We start from the raw sequence: 17,129 nt of genomic DNA, 5'->3' as shown, positions 1-17,129 counted from the left end.
TCATCCTGCCGCAGATCGCCGCGTCGTACGGTCGTTCCGTGCCGTGCGACTACTGCGGGAGAGAGTTCGACCCCATCGCGACCCGGTGGCTGTGTCCCCACTGCCACATGAAGGCCAACTGCTGCGACGGAGCGCCGCTGGCCGAGGTCGCCCCGAAGGCCGGCCGCGACACGTAGCCTTCCGCGCATGTCGCAGATCGCCCCGGGGTGGTACCCCGACCCTGCTCCCCCGACCTCGCCGCAGCAGACGCTGCGCTGGTGGGACGGCACCACGTGGACCGACCACGTGCAGCCGGTCGGCCCGCTCCCCTCCGCCCCGGCGCCCCGCCCCGGCCCGACGACAGCCGACGGCCGCCCGCTCGCCGGTCGGGGCTGGCGCTTCCTGGCGTGGATCGTCGACGGCATCGCCCTCACCATCGGCACCACGTTGCTCACCCTGCCGGTGCAGATCGACGTGAACCGCGCGATGGCGGTGCAGCAACGGGAGATCGACCAGCAGATCGAGGCCGGCGGGACACCCGACCTCGACGCCTTCTTCCAGGGGATGTTCGACGTCTACGCCGACCACGTCGTGGGGCTCTTCGTGATCCCCGCCCTGCTCGGGCTCGCCTACTACGTCGGCTTCCTGCGCTGGCGCGGAGCGACGCCCGGCAAGCTCGCGACCGGGCTGCAGGTCCAGCCGGTCGCGGGAGCCGGGCGTCTGTCCTGGGGCTCGATCCTGGTGCGCCTGTTCGTCTACCAGGGCGTCAGCTACGTCGCGCTCGCGGTCGGCTGGGTGACCGGGTCGCTCGCGACCTTCGTCGTGGCCTCGCTCCTCGCGGGGATCTTCGGCCTGGTCAACCTGCTGTGGATCTTCGGCCCGCGTCGGCGGGCCCTCCACGACCTCGCCGCCCGCACCGTCGTGGTCTCGACCCGCTGAGCAGGGCTCAGAGGTTGCCGCGAGCGTCCTGCTCGCGCTCGATCGCCTCGAAGAGCGCCTTGAAGTTCCCCTTGCCGAAGCCCAGCGAGCCGTGGCGCTCGATGAACTCGTAGAACACCGTCGGCCGGTCGCCCATGGGCTTGGTGAAGATCTGGAGGAGGTAGCCGTCCTCGTCCCGGTCGACGAGGATCTTGCGCTTCTTGAGCTCCTCGATCGGGACGCGGACGTCGCCGATCCGCGCCCGGAGCTCCGGGTCGTCGTAGTAGGAGTCGGGGGTCTCGAGGAACTCGATGCCGTTGTCGCGGAGGATGTCGACCGACCGCAGGATGTCGTTGGTCGCGAGCGCGATGTGCTGGCAGCCGGCGCCGTCGTAGAACTCGAGGTACTCGTCGATCTGCGACTTCTTCTTCGCGATCGCCGGCTCGTTGAGCGGGAACTTCACCCGGTGGTTGCCCGACGCGACGACCTTGGACATCAGTGCGGAGTAGTCGGTGGCGATGTCGTCGCCGATGAACTCCGCCATGTTCGTGAAGCCCAGGACCTTGTTGTAGAACTCCACCCACTCGTCCATCCGGCCGAGCTCGACGTTGCCGACGCAGTGGTCGACGGCCTGGAAGAGGCGCTTGGGGTGCCCCTCGCGCCGGACCACGGTGGAGCTCCGGGCGACGTAGCCGGGGAGGTACGGGCCGTCGTAGCGCGAGCGGTCGACGAGCGTGTGGCGGGTCTCGCCGTACGTCGCGATGGCAGCGGTGCGGATCGTGCCGTGCTCGTCGGAGACGTCGTGCGGCTCCACCAGGACCGTGGCCCCCACCGAGCGGGCGTGCTCGATGCAGCGGTCGACGTCGGGCACCTCGAGCGCGAGGTCGACCACGCCGTCGCCGTGCTTGCGGTGGTGGTCGAGGACCGGGCTGCCGGGGGTGACGCCGCCGGTGAAGACGAAGCGGGCGGACCCGGAGCGCAGCACGTACGACTTGGAGTCGCGGTGACCGTTCTCCGGACCGCGGTACGCCTCGAGCTCCATGCCGAGGGCGAGCTGGTAGAAGGTCGCGGTCTGGGTCGCGTTGCCGACCACGAAGCCGACCGCGTCCATCGCCGTCACCGGGAACGGGTCGCTGCTGGCGTCGTACTCGACGAGGCCGACGAGCTGCTTGAGCTGGTCGAGCGTGAGGCCCGCCTGCTCTTCTTCGTGGGTGAGGACGGTCAGCGTCGAGTCGGTCATGGGAGCAGCCTGCCGAGACCCGGCATGCTGTGCAACACTGGGCCACTTCACTGTGCAGGTTGTCCACTCCGGAGGCGCTCATGGATGCTCTCGATGGCAGATTGATCGAGATCTTCACGCACGAGCCTCGCATCGGCGTGCTCGAGGCGTCCCGGCGGCTCGGGGTGGCGCGCGGGACCGTCCAGGCCCGGCTCGACCGGCTGGTCGCCAGCGGGGTGATCCTCGACTGGGGACCCAACCTCTCCCCCGAGGCGCTGGGCTTCCCGGTCACCGGGTTCCTGACCCTGGAGATCCGCCAGGGAGCCGGTCACGACACGGTCGCCACGCATCTCGCCGGCATCGCCGAGGTGCTCGAGGCCTACACGATCACCGGTGCCGGGGACATGTGGGCACGGGTCGTCGCCCGCTCCAACACCGACCTGCAGCGGGTGATCGACCAGGTGCTGGCCGACCCCGGGATCGAGCGCTGCACGACCGTGATCGCGCTCGCCGGCCAGATCCACCACCGGGTTCTCCCGCTGGCGAGGGCTGCCTCAGCGCAGCAGTGAGGCCAGCGCTGCAGCGGCGCCCTGGACGGTCGGGCCCAACAGGTCGACGTCGAGGTCGTCGAGGGTGACGATGCCGACGCTGGCCTCCAGCCCGTCGACGCCCCGGACGGGGGCGGCCAGGCCACGTGCGCCGGGCTGCAGCTCGCCGGTCGTGGCGACGTACGAGGGCCGCGGATCCCCACCGTGGGCGACGTCCGTGGTGGCGCCCGCCCGTGGGTCACCGCGCCCCAGGAGGATCGCCCGACCCGCGGCGCCCCGGTCGAGCGGGTGGCGGGCACCGACGCGGTAGCTCACGTGGAAGTCGGTCCAGGACGGCTCGATCACCGCCAGGGCGAGCGCGTCCTCGCCGTCGGCGATCGTGAGGTGGGCGGTGCACCCGACCGTCTCGGCGAGCTCGCGCAGCACCGGCGTGGCAGCGTCGCGCAGCACCGGCTGCACCGCCGCGGAGAGGTGGAGGACGCCCAGCCCCACGTGCAGCCTCCCGGTGCGGTCGCGGCGGACCAGGGCGTGCTGCTCGAGGGTGCTCACCAGGCGGTAGACCACCGTCCGGTTGACGCCGATCGTGCTCGCGAGCTCGGTCACGGTGAGGCCCGTCGGGGTGCCCGCCAGCACGCTCAGCACGCGCAGGCCCCGATCGAGGGTCTGCGACGTCTCGGACGGCATGACGGGAGCCTAGTGGCCGTCGGCGCGCGGGCGCTGCGGGCGTCTCAGGAGCTCTTGCGGGTCGCCCACTCGCGGATCCGGTCGATCCGCGCCAGCAGCTGCTCGGCGTTGGCGATCGCCGCAGCCGGGCCGCCGCACTCCTTGCGCAGCGCGGCGTGGGTGATGCCGTGCGCCTGCCCGGTGCGGTGGTGCCAGGCGGCCACCAGCCCGTTGAGCTCGCGCCGGAGCACCGCCAGCTGCTCGTGGGTGGAGACCTGCTCGACGGTGTCGGGCTGGGGGCTGGCCGGCTTGCGGGTGCGCGCGCGCTCGCTCTGGCGGTGGTGGAGCAGCTCGCGGACCTGGTCGGCCTCGAGCAGCCCGGGGATGCCGAGGAAGTCCATCTCCTCCTCCGACCCGACCTGCACCTCGCCGGCGTGACCGAAGGAGGCGCCGTCGAAGAGCACGTGGTCGAAGCGGGCCTCGGACCCCAGCGCCTCGAAGGACCGCTCCAGCTCGTCGGAGGCGGACTCGCCCTGCTCGGCCTTCTCGAGCAGGTCGCGCTCGGCGGCGAAGATGTCGTCCTCGTCGGTGACCTTGCGGCCGAGCACGTGGTCGCGCTGCGCCTCGAGCTCGGAGGCGAAGCCGAGCAGCGAGGGCACCGAGGGAACGAAGACCGATGCGGTCTCGCCGCGCTTGCGAGCCCGGACGAAGCGGCCGACGGCCTGCGCGAAGAAGAGCGGCGTGGCGGTCGTCGTGGCGTACACGCCGACGGCGAGCCGCGGCACGTCCACGCCCTCGGAGACCATCCGGACGGCCACCATCCAGCGCGACTCGTCCTCGGCGAACGTGGCGATCCTCTTCGACGCGGCCTTCTCGTCGGACAGCACCACGGTCGGGCTCTCGCCACTGATCTGCTTGAGGACCGCGGCGTACGCCCGGGCGGAGACCTGGTCGGTCGCGATCACCAGGCCCCCGGCGTCGGGGACGTGGCGGCGTACCTCGGAGAGCCGCTTGTCGGCCGCGGCGAGCACCGACGGGATCCAGGCGCCCTTGGGGTCCAGGGCGGTGCGCAGCGCCTGCGCGTTGAGGTCCTTGGTGAGCGGCTCGCCGAGGCTGGCCGCGACCTCGTCACCGGCGCTGGTGCGCCACGTCATCTGGCCGGAGTACGCGAGGAACAGCACCGGCCGGACCACGTGGTCGGCCAGCGCGTGGGCGTAGCCGTAGGTGAAGTCGGCCACCGAGCGCGGGATCCCGTCGGGTCCGGGCGCGTAGGTCACGAACGGGATCGGGTTGACGTCGGAGCGGAACGGCGTGCCGGTCAGGGCCAGCCGGCGGGCGGCCGGCTCGAACGCCTCCCGGACGCCCTCGCCCCACGACAGCGCGTCGCCGGCGTGGTGCACCTCGTCGAGGATCACCAGGGTCTTGAAGCGCTCGGCGCGGATCCGCATCGCGAGCGGGTTGACCGCGACCCCGGCGTAGGTCACCGCGACGCCGACGTAGTCGCTGGAGGTCTTCCCCTTGCCCGCGCTGTACGTCGGGTCGAGCGGGATCCCGGCCCGCGCGGCGGCCTCGGCCCACTGGCTCTTGAGGTGCTCGGTCGGCGCGACCACGATGATCCGGTCGATGATCCGGCGACCGATCAGCTCGGCCGCGACCGAGAGCGCGAAGGTGGTCTTGCCCGCGCCGGGCGTCGCGACCGCGAGGAAGTCGCGCGGCGAGCGCGCGAAGTAGTCCTCCATGGCCGCCTGCTGCCAGGCACGCAGCGACGTGGCCGTCCCCCAGGCCGCGCGGTCGGGCCAGGCAGGCGAGAGGGGGACGGGCTCGAGCCGTCCCGTCACTCGGCGGAGTCCCCTCCGCCGTCTCCGTCGCCCCCGGGCTTCATCTGCTCCCAGACCTCCTTGCAGGACGGGCAGACCGGGAACTTCTCGGGAGCCCGGCTGGGCACCCAGACCTTGCCGCACAGGGCGACCACGGGCGTGCCCATGACCATCGCCTCGGTGAGCTTGTCCTTGGACACGTAGTGGGAGAAGCGCTCGTGGTCACCGTCGTCGGTCGGGACCGTACGACGGTCCTCGATCGTGTCGGTGCCGCTTCCGAATCCGAGGGAGCTCATGATCACCAGACTCTAGTTCATCGACGGGCGTCCCGCGGCCTCCCCGGGCTCCTCCCCCCACAGGTTCGGGTCACGACGGTGCGGCGCGCGTGAAGGTGCCCGTGGCGAGCCAGCGCGCGAGCCTGCGCACGCTCACCCCGAGGTAGTCCTCGGCCTCTCCGCGCAGCTCGGCGTTGCTGCTGGCGAGCAGGCTGTTGGCCAGCAGCAGCTGGCGTGAGGCCACCATCGCCTCGAAGTGCGCCGGGTCGACGACCGGCGGCGGCGTGACGTCGGCGTACCCCTCCCACATCGCCTGCTCGGGCGCCGGGTCGACGTCGCGCAAGTAGAACGCCGAGATGGCGAGGTCGAGCTCCGGGAGGCCGAGCCCGCAGTCGTCGAAGTCGAAGACGGCGAGCCGCCCGGCGTGCCACTTCAGGTTCCCGCCGTGGAGGTCGGCGTGGAGCGGACGCAGCGACGCGCCGTCGAAGAGCGCGCCGAACCCCTCGTCGGCCACCTCCCGGGCGCGGTCGAGCACGGCCCGCCCGTCGTCGTCGAGACCCTCGGCCGACGCGAGCAGGTCCTCGTCGCCGAAGAGCGGGGTGTCGAAGACCGGCATCGCGGCCCCGTCGGGCAGCGACCACGCCTCCGCCTGGAGGTGAAGCCGTGCCATCGCCCGGCCGAGCTCCCGGGCGACCTCGGCGTCCGGCTCGTCGACGTCCGGGCCCTCGAGCCAGGAGGCGCCGGTCACCAGCAGCGGGCCTCCGTACGCCTCCGACGCGACCTCCACGGACCACGCACCGTCGGGCGTCAGGAGGGGTACGGGCACGAGCACGTCGGTCTCCGCGGCGATCCCGCGCTGCCACTCCTGCTGGGCGACGACGTTCTCGGGGCCGCTCTGGGAGCCGGTGTTGACGCGCAGCGCGACCCTCTCCCCCTCCTTGGTGTCGACGGCGAAGGTCGTGTTGAAGGCGTGGGCGGCGACCTCCAGGCCGGTCACCTCGAGGCCGAACCGCTCGGCTGCCGTCGCGGCCGCGGTGCGCAGCGCCGCCACCTGCTGGTCCTCGGGGAGGTCTCGGTAGTCCACAAGGAGCAGCCAACCACGCAGCCGACCGGCCCGCCCCTCAGTTCAGCTGGGGGTCGACCGGGCGGGTGGAGTGCCAGGCCAGCTCGCCCGGCTGGCGGCGCAGCACGTCGCGCCACAGGTCGGTCGGGTCGTCGCGGAACACGTCCGGGGGCTGGGCCGGGACGACGTACCAGCTGCCCTCCTCGATCTCGCCGCCCAGCTGCTCGGCGCCCCACCCGGCGTACCCGGCGAAGATGCGCATGCCGCTGAGCGACCCGTCCACGAGCTCGACGGGGGTGTCGAGGTCGACGACGCCGAGCCGTCCGGCGATCTCCCGGAACCCCACCGGGACGTCGTCCTCGTCGGCGAGCCAGCCGACGGCGAGGGCGCCCTCGGTGGAGACCGGCCCACCCTGGAAGAGGACCTCCGGCTGGGCCACGACCTCACCCCAGGCCGCGAGCACCTCGCTCACCGCGACCGGGGTCGGTCGGTTGAGGACCACCCCGAGCGCGCCTTCGTCGTCGACGTCGAGCAGCAGCACGACGGTGTCGGCGAAGTTGGGGTCGAGCAGCTCGGGCGTGGCGACCAGCAGCATCCCGGCACGGAGCGGGGTCGCCTCGGTCATGGCTCCATCATGACCGAGGCGGGCCGGACGCGGCACCCCCGGGACGAGCGACGGCCCCGGTCCCGGCGCGGAGGGAGGGTGCGGCCCAGGGGACCGCGGGGAGGGTGCGCCGGAGGCCGGGGCCGTCGGGTCTGGGGTGGGTCAGGCGGCGAGGACCGCCCGGATCCGGTCGAGCAGTCGCGGGTTGCCGAGGTGCCGTGGCGACCGGCCGGGACGACGGGTCGCCCGGGCGCGGCCCTCGATCGCGGCGCCCACCGCGGCGGCGCCGGTGTCGAGGGTGCCCGCGCGGCCGGCCATCACGGCCAGCAGCGTGTGCTCCTTGGCCGTGGCGGTCCCCATCGCCTCGGCCATGGCGTCGTCGAGGGGGTGGGCACGGTGCTGGTCGATGATGGCGCGGATGCCCGGGAGGTCCTCCGCGGTCTGCTGCCAGGCGCGGACGACGGCCGCCTCCAGGTCGAGCGGCTGGCTCATGAGCTCGCGCTCGATCCGGCCGGCGAGCCGGGTGTGCCAGCGCAGCTGGAGGGCGCCGAGCAGCTCGAGCTCATCGGCGAAGACGTGCCGGACGCCGTCGACGTCCAGCGGCAGGGACCCGTCACGACGGGCGTCGGCGGCAACGGTGACGGCACGGAGGATCTCCCCGCGCGAGTGGAAGGCGTTCCAGGTCATGGTCGGCTCCTTCTGTGACCTCTGGTCCCTCGGTCGGGTGGCTGTCGGTCACGACATACCGTTGGTACGTACTCAGAGTACGTAGCCATACCGAGAGTATGCAAAGCAGCGGACCGTGACCTCGCTCACCGACCCCTACACTCGGCCGAATGAGCAAGGCCACCGTGTCCAAGCTGGTCCCCCGGGTGCCGACCCGGCGCCAGCAGTACTCCGCCTCCACCCGGCGGGCGCTGATCGACATGGGCGAGGAGCTCTTCTCCGAGCACGGCTACGCCGCGACCTCCCTCGACACGATCGTCGCCGGGGCCGAGGTCACCAAGGGCGCGCTCTACCACCACTTCAGCGGCAAGCAGGCCCTCTTCGAAGCGGTCTTCGAGAGGGTCGAGGGCGAGGCCGCCCGCGAGATCTCCGAGGCGCTCCAGGGACACGAGGACCCGTGGGAGAAGGCGCTCGCCGGCCTGGACCGCTTCCTCGCCGTGGTCCAGCAGCCGGCGTACCGGCGGATCGTGATCCTCGAGGGGCCGGCGGTCCTCGGCTGGGCCAGGTTCCGCGAGCAGGCCGAGCGGTCGACCTTCGCGACCGTGCACGACATCGTCGGCTCGGTCCTCGAGGCCGGCGACTGGGGCCTCGACGAGGCGATGGTCGAGACCTTCACCCGGATCTTCTTCGGCGCGATGTCGTCGGCCGGCGAGTCCGTGTCGACCAGCGACGACCCCGAGGCGGCCGCGGCCCGGGTCGAGGCCGCGATCCGCTTCATCCTGGCCGGGCTGCGCCAGCTCGCGGAGGCCGGCGTCGAGCTCGAGGACGTCACTCACCGGTGACCTCGGCCGCGTGAGCGGTCGGTCGTCGCGACGGTCACCGATGAGAGTGCGGCACCGCGCGGGTCTCCACGGGACGGAGCACCTGCTCCGGAGCCGACCGGGAGGACGCCGCATGAGCGAGGACGAGAAGCAGATCCGCGAGCTGGTCGAGGCGTGGACACGCGCGGTCCACGAGGGCGACCTGGACGCCGTCACGGCCCACCATGCCGAGGACATCGTGATGTTCGACGTCCCTCCGCCCCATGAAGGGGTCCGTGGGATCGACGCCTACCGCGCCACCTGGCCGGAGTTCTTCGCCTGGCAGGCCTCGGGTGCCTGCTTCGAGATCGCGTCCCTGGACGTGACGGCCGGTGCGGACGTCGCCTACGCGCACGGGCTCCTCCGGTGCTCGACCCCGGAGGGACTGCGCGAGGACCCCAGCTACCTGCTACGGCTGACCGTGGGGCTGCGTCGCGAACGGGAAGGGTGGGTCGTGGCGCACGAGCACCACTCCTTCCCGCTCAAGGGCTGAGGCGAGCCCCCCGGGCGCTCAGTTGTAGGTGACGTTCCCGTTGGCCGCGGGGACCAGCTCGATCCAGGTGTGGCCGGCCGGGACGGTGAGCTCCTTCTTGCCGGCGCTCAGCGAGAGCGCGTCGCCGAGGCCTGACTTCTCCCAGGTGCCCTTGACGACCATGCCGTCGTGGAAGAGCAGCGCCGCCCCCTTGCCCTCGAGCTTGGTCTCGGGCACCGGGTTGCCGGCGGGGTCGGTGTAGCCGGCGTCGCCGACCGGCACCCGCAGCACCAGGACGGTGTCGGTCGGGAACTGGTCGTCCTCGGCGGCGTACGAGTTCTGGTTGACGTACCCGTCCTTCTGGAAGGCCCAGGTCGTCGTGTGGTTGCCGAAGTTGGCCGCGATCGTCGTGGCCTTCTTGCCCTTGGGCAGGTCGGACGGCTCGCCCCAGGGCAGGTAGTCGTCGGGGCGGGCCTCGTCGCGCTCCGGGAAGGAGTCGACGAGCTGGGACATGTCGCTCATCAGGTTGTAGGGCGCGCTCCGGTCGGTCGCCCGGGACATGCCGGTCGAGCCCTCGCCGAAGAACTTGATGCCGGCACCGCTGATCCGCTGGATCGTGACCGGGGCGGCGCCGCTGGTCACGACGGAGGCCTCGACGGGCGACACGATCCCGATGTCGCTGGCGCGCATCGAGCGGATCGGACCGACCTCGCCGGGGATCTCGGAGTAGAAGAACGCCGCCAGCCGGGTGGTGCCGCCCTCGACCAGCTCCTCGACCACCAGGTCGGCGGAGCCGAGGCCCTGCTGCGGGGCGCTGGAGGAGGTGTTGTCGATCTTGGCCACCATCACCGGGTGGGTCTGGGCCGAGCTGTCCTCGCCCTCCACGTCGAGGCCGGTCAGCGGCCAGGTCTGGCCCAGCGTCGAGCCGCCGGCGACCTCCTGGCCGGGGGCCGGCTCGTCGGCCGCGGGGGTCTCGTCACCGCCACAGGCGGCCAGCAGGAGGCCGGCGGCGAGGATGGTGGCGGTGCTCTTCAGGCTGGTCAGGTGCAGTCGGCGCACGGTGACTCCGATCGATGGATCTCGGGGGTGGATCGCGGTCAAGTGTGGACGCCGGGCGTACGCCGCCGTGGCAGGCGCGCCCGGGACGCGGGCGAATCTGAAGTGACTCGCTCGACATTAGGCGGGACCGGTGGCGGGCTCAGTCGAGCCGGGCGCCACCGTCGACGTACAGCGTCTGGCCCGTGATGTACGACGCCTCGTCGCTGCACAGGAAGGCAGCCGCGGCGGCGATGTCCTCGGGGAAGCCGACCCGGCGGACCGGGTTGGCGTCGGCGCTGAGCTTGCGGAACTCCTCGACCGGCAGGCCGAGCCGCTCGGCGGTGGCGTCGGTCATCTCGGTGGCGATGAAGCCGGGCGCGACCGCGTTGGCGTTGATGCCGTACGGGCCGAGCTCGATGCCGAGGGTGCGGGTGAAGCCCTGGATCCCCATCTTGGCCGCGGAGTAGTTCGCCTGGCCGCGGTTGCCGAGCGCCGAGGTGCTCGAGAGGTTGAGGATCTTGCCGTACTTCTGGGCCACGAAGTGCTTCTGCGCGGCCCGGGTCATCAAGAAGGCCCCGCGGAGGTGGACGCCGATGACGGAGTCCCAGTCCTGCTCGGTCATCTTGAAGAGCAGGTTGTCGCGGGTGATCCCGGCGTTGTTGACCAGGATGTGCAGGCCGCCGAGCTCGCTGACGACCCGCTCGACCGCGGCGTCGACGCTCGCGGCGTCGGAGACGTCGCAGCCCAGGCCGAGGTGGCTGGTCCTCGGGTGGTCGGCTCCGGGCAGCGCGGCCGCGGACTTCCTGGCCGAGGCCTCGTCGAGGTCGAGGACGGCGACGCGCGCACCCTCGCTCGCGAAGCGCTGGGCAGTACCGAAGCCGATGCCTCGCGCGGCGCCCGTGATCACGGCGACGCGTCCGTCGAAACGGCCCATGCTGATGACTCCCTGGGGTCTCGGGGGTGGATCGCAGGTCACTCTAGGACGGACCGCAGCCGTTCCGCGTATCGGGCCGCCTCCGCGGCGTCGACGTACTTCGTGCGCGGCCAGAAGAAGCCCCGCAGCCCGTCACCCTTGGTCCGCGGCACGACGTGCAGGTGGAGGTGGGGCACCGACTGGCTGACGGTGTTGTTGACCGCCACGAAGCTGCCCTGCGCGTCCAGCGCGTCCTTCATCGCGCTGGCGAGCCGCTGTGCCCGCTCGAGGAAGCCGTCGCGCAGCGCCGACGGCAGGTCGGGCAGCGTGTCCACGTGCTCGCGCGGCACCAGCAGCGTGTGGCCCTTGAAGACCGGCCGGGCGTCGAGGAAGGCGACGAAGTCGTCGTCCGCGAGGACCACGTCGGCCGGGGTCTCCCCCGCCACGATCGCGCAGAAGACGCAGCCGGCCACCCGTCGTACGCCCGTCAGTGGCAGACGCCCGGGCCGCAGTCGGCGGTCCGCGCCGTGATCACGCGGCCGCTGCCCGCAGGAGCGTCGAAGTGGTGGGCGTCGCTGGTGCCGTAGGTCCACCGCAGGCCGTGGCGTGCCATCAGCGACACCACGGCGTGGCTGCGCGAGCGCCACGCGACCCGCGGGTGGGAGCGACCGACCCACCACGTGTTGGGGACCCAGCCGTGCGAGGCGCGGTAGGGGTTCTCCCACGGGTTGATGTCGAGCGCGCGTCCGTAGGAGTGGGGCGACCGGACACCCGGGCGGCCCACGACGTTGCGGCAGTTGAACGCGGAGGTGTTGCCGGCGGCCATCGACCGGTAGTCGTCGGCGCCCCGGAGGCGGCGCGACCAGCCGAACCGGTCGACCCGGTACATCGAGCGGATCGGCAGCTTGCGGGCGTACATCTCCGCGAGCGCGGCGCGCATGTTGCCGACCGCGTCGGCGTGAGCGACCAGCTCGCCGCGGTGGCGGTAGCCGCTGTAGTCCCAGTAGTTGATGCGCAGCAGCCGCAGGCTGGCCCGCCCGACCGGGCAGCCGCGGTGCCAGGAGCGACCGGTCATGTTGTTCCAGACGCCGTTGGGGATCCGGGACACCACCGCATTGGCGCCCTCACCCTTCGCGTAGCCCTGGTCGGGGAGGTTCACGCGCGGCCGCGGCGCCGCTGCCGGGAGGCGCACGGGGTTCCCGGGCGGCACGTTGTCGATGGCGTGGACCGCGCTGCGGTCGGCGGCCACCCAGTCGAGCCGCGGCGCCTTCGCGCGCCAGCGGGAGTCCTTGCGGGGGCGGGTGGTGACGGTCGCAGTGCCGTCGGCGCCGGTGCGCGGCCGCGCGACCCGCTTCCACGGACCACCGGCGAGGCTGCGGAACAGCTGCACCCGGCCGGCCACGGTCTCGCCGTTGCGGGTGCGCCAGGTGAGCGTCAGGTCCACCGTGCGCTCGTCGACGACGCGGTCGGGGCCGGTGACGCGGACGATGCCCTTGCGCCGCTCCATCCGGAGCTGGACCCGGCCGGTCCCGGAGCGGGCCCAGGTGATGCCGTCGCCGGCGTACGTCGCCCGGAAGACGTTGTCGTCGGCATCCCGGCGCAGCACCTGCTCGCTGACGGCCCGGCCCTCGGCGTCGGTGACCAACCCCTCCGCGACCGGCGCCCAGGTCCCGCCCGTACGTCGGCTGAGCGTGACCGGCTGGCCCGCCACCGGTGTCCCCTCCGCGTCCACGAGCAGCAGCCGTACCGGCGTGCCCTCGCCGGCGAAGCGTGCCGGTGACGACATCGTCAGCGTGGTCGGAGCCGGCTCCGCGGAGCGGGCCGGCGGTGCGGCCAGCAGGACGGCGGCCAGGGTCAGGGTGAGGAGGCGCCCGAGCATGGGGTGATTGTGCACGACGGCGGGAGCTGGGGGCAGGGGGCAGGCCGTGATCTGTCGCCGGGCCACCTCCGACCGACGCCGTCTCCCTCGAGCGGAAGGTCTCGGCCTACCAGGTGGGGGTCTCGGGATCGTCGTCGTCGTCCGACGACGAGCTCCGAGCAGGGCCCAGCGAGCGCAGCCGCGTGTCGTTGGCACGCAGCAGCCGCTGCGCACGCTCCAGGCCGCCGCCGGCGCCGGTCCCCACGACCGGTGCCGGCGGCGGCGGCTCGAGGGGCCGACCACGCGGCTCGAGGCCCGCCGGCGCGAGCAGCACGACGCCGTCCCGGCGCAGCACCCGGACCCCCAGCAGCCGCGCCGTCACCGTGGTCTCGACCACGACACCGTCGGCGAGCCGGTGCTCAGCGTCGGGGCGGAGGACCGGCGTCGTGACCGCCTCCCTCGAGGCGGCGAGCGAGCGTGCCGCCCGCGCCGTACGCCTCGAGCTGCTCCGCCGACCGCCGCGCCGCCTCCATGATCTGCTCATAGCGTTCCTTCCCCGCACGAGCGCCGAGCACGAACCCGAGCCCGAAGAAGCCGACGGTCGTGAGCCTCACGACTCCTCTCCGCGACGGCGTACGGCGCTGGTCACCGCGCTGGCCACGGAGACCGCCAGGAAGGTGGCGCCGGCGGCGAGGCCACCGCGCACCACCTGGCCGCCGCTGCCGGAGGTGACGGGCTTGGCCAGCTTCTGCCAGGTCGACTCCTTGCGGAACATGCCCATCACTGCTTCCCCTGTCGTGCGGCACCGCTCAGCGCGGCGACGAGCTGCACCTTGTTCTTGGAGCTGCGCCCGGCGATGCCCTGGGCGGCAGCGAGGTCGAGCAGCTCGGCCTTGGTGAGGTCGCCGAGCCGTCCGACCGGCGTGTCCGGCCCGGCCTCCCGGGTGACGGCCGAGGCCGCGGCCTCCGTCGTACGCCGGATCTCCTCGGCCTGGGCGACGGCCTCGTCGGCGCCCGCGGCGTCCTGGTGGGCCTCGGCACTGATGTGGTCGGCCTCGGCCCGCGCCCGGTCGGCGGCCTCGGTCGCCGCGGCCGCCGCGTCGTCGGCCAGCGAGCGTGCCTCCGCCAGCAGCTCGGTGGCCCGCCGATAGCTCTCCTCGGCCTCTTGCTGGGCCTTCTCCGCGTCCGCGCGGGCCCGGGCGCTGCGCTGCTCGCTCTTCCCGCGCTCCTCGTCGAGCTCCTCGGCGGCGGCCTGCTCCGCCTCGGCGCGCTCGGCGGCGACCCGCTCGTCGGCCCTTCGGCGGGCCTCCTCGGTGCGCCGGTCGACGACACGGGACTGCTCCGCCCGGACCTCGTCCAGGCGCGACCGCTCCTGCTGCTGGACGTCGGTCGCCTCGTCCGCGGCCCGCTGCGCCCGCTCGGCGGCGCTCAGGGCCTCCTGCTCGGCCTCCTGGGCACGCTGAGCGGCGGTGCGGGCCCGGGCCAGCCGGGCATCGACGGAGTCGTGGCCGGGCATCGCCGACGCGAGCGTCGGCCCTGCCTGGCGTACGGAGTCGACGACGCCGTTGGAGCTGCCGGTGCCGTTGGTGGCGACGGCCTTGCCGACGAGCCACGAGACGTTGCGCGGGATGTCCTTCACCCCCGTCGCCCAGGACGTGACGAGACCGCGCTTCGGTTGTGGACCTGCCATCTGGTTCTCCCTCCCGATGACTTGCGCCTCCCAACGCAAGGTGGCCCGTGGAGCAGGCCTCAGGAGTGCGTACCCACGTCCCGCGGTTCCATGCCGCTGACGTCCCCCCGCTCAGCCCCTCGCGCTCGCGTAGCCGAGGACGGCCGCGAGCCCGAGGGCGCTGGGTGGGGCGTACGCCGCCCGCCACAGGCCGCCGTGCACGGCGGCGTGGGCCTCGTCCTGCCAGGGGTGCGCGTGGGCGGTGGTGCCGCCGGCGACGTCGCGGACCAGCAGCGCGGCCATCAGCGTGTTGGCGGTGTCGGGCTCGAAGACCTCGACCCCGAAGCGGTGCGCCCCCGCGAAGGCGGCCGCGAGGGCGCGGTTCTTGACCACGGAGCGGGTCCGCGTGGACGGCGCGACGTGGAAGGAGACCAGCCTCCCGTCGCGGCGGGCGGCGGTGGCGCGCCAGCGCTGCACCCGCTTGGCCAGCGCATAGCTCGGGCCCTGCACCGGCACGAGCGCGTCGGCGATGCCGGGGTCTGCCTCGGGCGGGTAGGCGCGGTGGAGCAGCCGCCCCCGCGTCGCCCAGCGCAGCGGCCTCCCGGCGAGCTTCGCCATGCCCGAGCGCTCGGCGTAGGCGCGGGTGGACTGGGCCACGGCCTCGTGAGGTACGGCGAAGACGTCGGTCGGCGTGGCCAGGAAGGCCAGGCCGGTGTCGGGACGGTCCGCGACGAGCCTCGTGGCGAGGGCGTCCGCCGCGACCGAGACCCGGACGTGGGTGCCGCCGTCGGCGTAGAGGTAGTTGCCGAGCACCAGCCTGCCGTCGAGGCCGCGCAGCCACTCGGCGGCCTCGGGCACCTCGGCCAGCAGGTCGACGCCGGCCACCTTCCCGGGGTCCCCCGGCTCCCCCGTCGGGACCGGCACGAGCAACCGTCCGGCGGACGCGCGGGCGGTGGCGACCACCCGCTCCCAGACGGCGGGCCGCGGCAGGTCGACGGCCGCCACGGTGGCGCCCCAGCCCAGGAGCGGTCCGAGCGGGCCCATCTCGGCGCCGGCTCCGAGCACGACCGGCGTACGGCCCTCCAGCCGCAGCCACTCCGGGTGCTCGGCCACCTCCAGCACCGCCGCTGCGGCCGACGGCTCGAGCACCCCCCGGTCGGTCCACTCCCCCAGCTGGTCGCTCAGCTCGGCACCCCGGAGCCGCCGGCCGCGGTAGGGGATCTCGAGCTGCTCGACGGGCTTCGCCTCTCCCGCGACGACGTCGGTGTCGAGCCGGCGTACGGGCTCGGCGTGGGTGAGCGAGGACAGCGGGAGGTCGGCACCGCCCTCGTGCGCGACCACCATCCGCTCGTGGATCGCCCCGAGACCGGCGTCGGCGATGGCACACCAGGCCTCGGGCGTGGCGAGCCCGGCCTCGACGAGCCGGCGGAAGTGGGCGACGTACTGGCTGCGCCACGCGGTCTCCTGCTCGGCCCCGAGGGCGCCGACCGGGTCCGCGGCGCGCAAAGCGGTCGCGACCACCTCACGCCCCAGCGCGGTGGTGCTGCGACGACCGTCGGGGCGGGCGGGGAAGGAGACGCCGTGGGACATGGGCACCATCATGGGCCATCGTCCGGAGGGGTCAGCCGGTCGTGGCCGCCCACGCCTTGGCGGCCTCCAGCTCGGCCACCGGGAAGGCTCGCGCCTTCCCCGGCCAGAGCGCGCTGAAGGCCTTGATCGCCGGGCCCGCACCCCGGGCGTCGGTCACGATCGCCATCCGCTCGAAGGACAGCGGGTGCCGGACGCCGAGCTTGACGTCCTCCCAGATGGCGTCGCCCTCGTACTCGTCGAACTCCGGTCCGAGGACGTAGACGAGCCGGACCTTCCCCCGCTCCGCGATCTCGGCCTCGATCGCCGGGACGAGGACGTCCTCGTAGTCGTCGTCCTCCACCTCACCGACGGCCTCGAACCCGAGCACCCCCGCCGGCATGTCGTGGCGTCGTCGGATCATCGTTGTCGCTCCCTCCGTCGAGGCCGACGCTAGCCACGGAGGACCGTCACCAGATCACCCGGCGCGGACGAGGAGCCTGTTGCGTCGCACCACCACACTCGGGGGGTGCGCACCATCGGCAACATCTTGTGGTTCATCCTCGCCGGCTGGTGGCTGGCGCTCGGCTACGTCGTCGCCGGCGTGCTGGCGTTCATCCTCATCATCACCATCCCGTTCGGCTTCGCGGCCTTCCGGTTGGCGAGCTTCGTCGTCTGGCCGTTCGGCCGGACCACGGTCTTCCGGCGCGACGCCGGCATCTGGTCGGTCCTCGGCAACGTCGTGTGGATCATCTTCTTCGGCTGGGAGCTGGCCCTGGGCCACCTCCTCGCGGGGTTGCTGCTGTGCATCACGATCATCGGCATCCCGTTCGGGGTGGCCTGCTGGAAGATGGTCCCGCTCGCCCTCGTGCCGCTCGGGCAGGTGATCGTGCCCATCCGGGAGACGGAGCGGGACCCGTACGGCCTGCCGGTCTGAGGAACGCCGGCCTTGCCGCCGAGCGGCCGCAGGCAGGTCGCCAGCGGGGGCAGTCCGTGGCTGCG

The 17,129-nt window shown here is 73.1% G+C and carries 23 protein-coding genes; 6 read left to right on the top strand and 17 right to left on the bottom strand.

What is annotated here, in order from left to right:
- Positions 1 to 38 precede the first annotated feature (38 nt).
- Both EXE57_RS19855 and EXE57_RS17200 read left to right on the top strand, forming a co-directional pair.
- Positions 39 to 176 (top strand): hypothetical protein, encoded by a 138-nt coding sequence (locus EXE57_RS19855; RefSeq protein ID WP_167305959.1) that lies wholly within the window; start codon positions 39 to 41, stop codon positions 174 to 176.
- Between the two features lie 10 nt (positions 177 to 186).
- Positions 187 to 918 carry an RDD family protein gene (locus EXE57_RS17200; RefSeq protein ID WP_135079624.1) on the top strand — a complete coding sequence of 244 codons (732 nt, stop codon included), beginning with the start codon at positions 187 to 189 and terminating at the stop codon, positions 916 to 918.
- A gap of 7 nt (positions 919 to 925) precedes the next feature.
- Here the strand turns inward: EXE57_RS17200 and hppD are convergent, their stop codons facing one another.
- On the bottom strand, positions 926 to 2,137 hold the full coding sequence (gene hppD / locus EXE57_RS17195) for a 4-hydroxyphenylpyruvate dioxygenase (protein ID WP_135079622.1): 1,212 nt from the start codon (positions 2,135 to 2,137) through the stop codon (positions 926 to 928).
- 101 nt (positions 2,138 to 2,238) lie between these two features.
- Here hppD and EXE57_RS17190 point away from each other — a divergent pair, with 101 nt between their 5' ends.
- The gene (locus tag EXE57_RS17190; protein ID WP_244246884.1) at positions 2,239 to 2,685 is read left to right on the top strand and encodes an Lrp/AsnC family transcriptional regulator; all 447 of its coding nucleotides are present in this window, start codon (positions 2,239 to 2,241) and stop codon (positions 2,683 to 2,685) included.
- On the opposite strand, the gene EXE57_RS17185 is transcribed toward EXE57_RS17190, so the two are convergent.
- The 6 genes from EXE57_RS17185 to EXE57_RS17160 all read right to left on the bottom strand — a co-directional run bounded on the left by EXE57_RS17185 (position 2,671) and on the right by EXE57_RS17160 (position 7,773).
- A complete protein-coding gene (locus EXE57_RS17185; RefSeq protein ID WP_135079618.1) occupies positions 2,671 to 3,348 on the bottom strand; it encodes an IclR family transcriptional regulator in 678 nt (225 codons plus the stop codon). The genes EXE57_RS17190 and EXE57_RS17185 overlap by 15 nt on opposite strands.
- A 44-nt stretch (positions 3,349 to 3,392) precedes the next feature.
- On the bottom strand, positions 3,393 to 5,066 hold the full coding sequence (locus EXE57_RS17180; protein WP_244247104.1) for a DEAD/DEAH box helicase: 1,674 nt from the start codon (positions 5,064 to 5,066) through the stop codon (positions 3,393 to 3,395).
- 95 nt (positions 5,067 to 5,161) lie between these two features.
- Entirely contained in the window at positions 5,162 to 5,440 is a 279-nt protein-coding gene (locus tag EXE57_RS17175) for a DUF3039 domain-containing protein (protein WP_135079614.1), read from the bottom strand.
- A 70-nt stretch (positions 5,441 to 5,510) separates the two neighbouring features.
- Positions 5,511 to 6,503, bottom strand: a complete 993-nt coding sequence (locus tag EXE57_RS17170) for a phosphotransferase enzyme family protein (RefSeq protein WP_167305958.1) — start codon at positions 6,501 to 6,503, stop codon at positions 5,511 to 5,513.
- A gap of 37 nt (positions 6,504 to 6,540) precedes the next feature.
- Entirely contained in the window at positions 6,541 to 7,107 is a 567-nt protein-coding gene (locus tag EXE57_RS17165) for a YqgE/AlgH family protein (RefSeq protein WP_135079610.1), read from the bottom strand.
- A 141-nt stretch (positions 7,108 to 7,248) separates the two neighbouring features.
- On the bottom strand, positions 7,249 to 7,773 hold the full coding sequence (locus EXE57_RS17160; RefSeq protein ID WP_135079608.1) for a hypothetical protein: 525 nt from the start codon (positions 7,771 to 7,773) through the stop codon (positions 7,249 to 7,251).
- Positions 7,774 to 7,922: 149 nt separating this feature from the next.
- Between EXE57_RS17160 and EXE57_RS17155 the strand changes: the two genes are divergently transcribed.
- Together EXE57_RS17155 and EXE57_RS17150 are read left to right on the top strand one after the other, a co-directional pair.
- A complete protein-coding gene (locus EXE57_RS17155) occupies positions 7,923 to 8,594 on the top strand; it encodes a TetR/AcrR family transcriptional regulator (protein ID WP_135079606.1) in 672 nt (223 codons plus the stop codon).
- A gap of 112 nt (positions 8,595 to 8,706) precedes the next feature.
- Positions 8,707 to 9,105 (top strand): YybH family protein, encoded by a 399-nt coding sequence (locus EXE57_RS17150; RefSeq protein ID WP_135079604.1) that lies wholly within the window; start codon positions 8,707 to 8,709, stop codon positions 9,103 to 9,105.
- 18 nt (positions 9,106 to 9,123) lie between these two features.
- Here the strand turns inward: EXE57_RS17150 and EXE57_RS17145 are convergent, their stop codons facing one another.
- The 10 genes from EXE57_RS17145 to EXE57_RS17105 form a co-directional block, all read right to left on the bottom strand.
- On the bottom strand, positions 9,124 to 10,143 hold the full coding sequence (locus EXE57_RS17145; protein WP_167305957.1) for a DUF3048 domain-containing protein: 1,020 nt from the start codon (positions 10,141 to 10,143) through the stop codon (positions 9,124 to 9,126).
- Positions 10,144 to 10,282: 139 nt separating this feature from the next.
- Positions 10,283 to 11,056 carry an SDR family NAD(P)-dependent oxidoreductase gene (locus tag EXE57_RS17140; RefSeq protein ID WP_135079600.1) on the bottom strand — a complete coding sequence of 258 codons (774 nt, stop codon included), beginning with the start codon at positions 11,054 to 11,056 and terminating at the stop codon, positions 10,283 to 10,285.
- Between the two features lie 38 nt (positions 11,057 to 11,094).
- Entirely contained in the window at positions 11,095 to 11,508 is a 414-nt protein-coding gene (locus EXE57_RS17135; protein WP_135079598.1) for an HIT family protein, read from the bottom strand.
- Between the two features lie 14 nt (positions 11,509 to 11,522).
- Positions 11,523 to 12,914 (bottom strand): M15 family metallopeptidase, encoded by a 1,392-nt coding sequence (locus tag EXE57_RS17130; protein WP_135079596.1) that lies wholly within the window; start codon positions 12,912 to 12,914, stop codon positions 11,523 to 11,525.
- Positions 12,915 to 13,020: 106 nt separating this feature from the next.
- A complete protein-coding gene (locus EXE57_RS17125) occupies positions 13,021 to 13,290 on the bottom strand; it encodes a hypothetical protein (RefSeq protein ID WP_135079594.1) in 270 nt (89 codons plus the stop codon).
- Positions 13,291 to 13,312: 22 nt separating this feature from the next.
- Complete coding sequence (locus EXE57_RS20035) at positions 13,313 to 13,507, bottom strand: hypothetical protein (RefSeq protein ID WP_208542898.1); 195 nt, start codon at positions 13,505 to 13,507, stop codon at positions 13,313 to 13,315.
- On the bottom strand, positions 13,504 to 13,668 hold the full coding sequence (locus tag EXE57_RS19850) for a hypothetical protein (RefSeq protein WP_167305956.1): 165 nt from the start codon (positions 13,666 to 13,668) through the stop codon (positions 13,504 to 13,506). The genes EXE57_RS20035 and EXE57_RS19850 overlap by 4 nt, the downstream gene beginning before the upstream one ends.
- A gap of 5 nt (positions 13,669 to 13,673) precedes the next feature.
- Positions 13,674 to 14,582, bottom strand: a complete 909-nt coding sequence (locus tag EXE57_RS17115; RefSeq protein WP_135079592.1) for a coiled-coil domain-containing protein — start codon at positions 14,580 to 14,582, stop codon at positions 13,674 to 13,676.
- Positions 14,583 to 14,693: 111 nt separating this feature from the next.
- Entirely contained in the window at positions 14,694 to 16,163 is a 1,470-nt protein-coding gene (locus EXE57_RS17110) for a hypothetical protein (RefSeq protein WP_208542897.1), read from the bottom strand.
- Between the two features lie 19 nt (positions 16,164 to 16,182).
- Complete coding sequence (locus tag EXE57_RS17105) at positions 16,183 to 16,551, bottom strand: SpoIIAA family protein (RefSeq protein WP_135079590.1); 369 nt, start codon at positions 16,549 to 16,551, stop codon at positions 16,183 to 16,185.
- Between the two features lie 105 nt (positions 16,552 to 16,656).
- Between EXE57_RS17105 and EXE57_RS17100 the strand changes: the two genes are divergently transcribed.
- On the top strand, positions 16,657 to 17,064 hold the full coding sequence (locus tag EXE57_RS17100) for a YccF domain-containing protein (RefSeq protein ID WP_135079588.1): 408 nt from the start codon (positions 16,657 to 16,659) through the stop codon (positions 17,062 to 17,064).
- The last annotated feature ends 65 nt before the right edge of the window (positions 17,065 to 17,129 follow it).

It is taken from the genome of Nocardioides euryhalodurans, assembly GCF_004564375.1.
Taxonomy (GTDB): Bacteria; Actinomycetota; Actinomycetes; order Propionibacteriales; family Nocardioidaceae; genus Nocardioides; species Nocardioides euryhalodurans.
The sequence above is the reverse complement of the archived record's forward strand: the minus strand, read 5'-3'. Positions and strand labels throughout refer to the sequence as shown.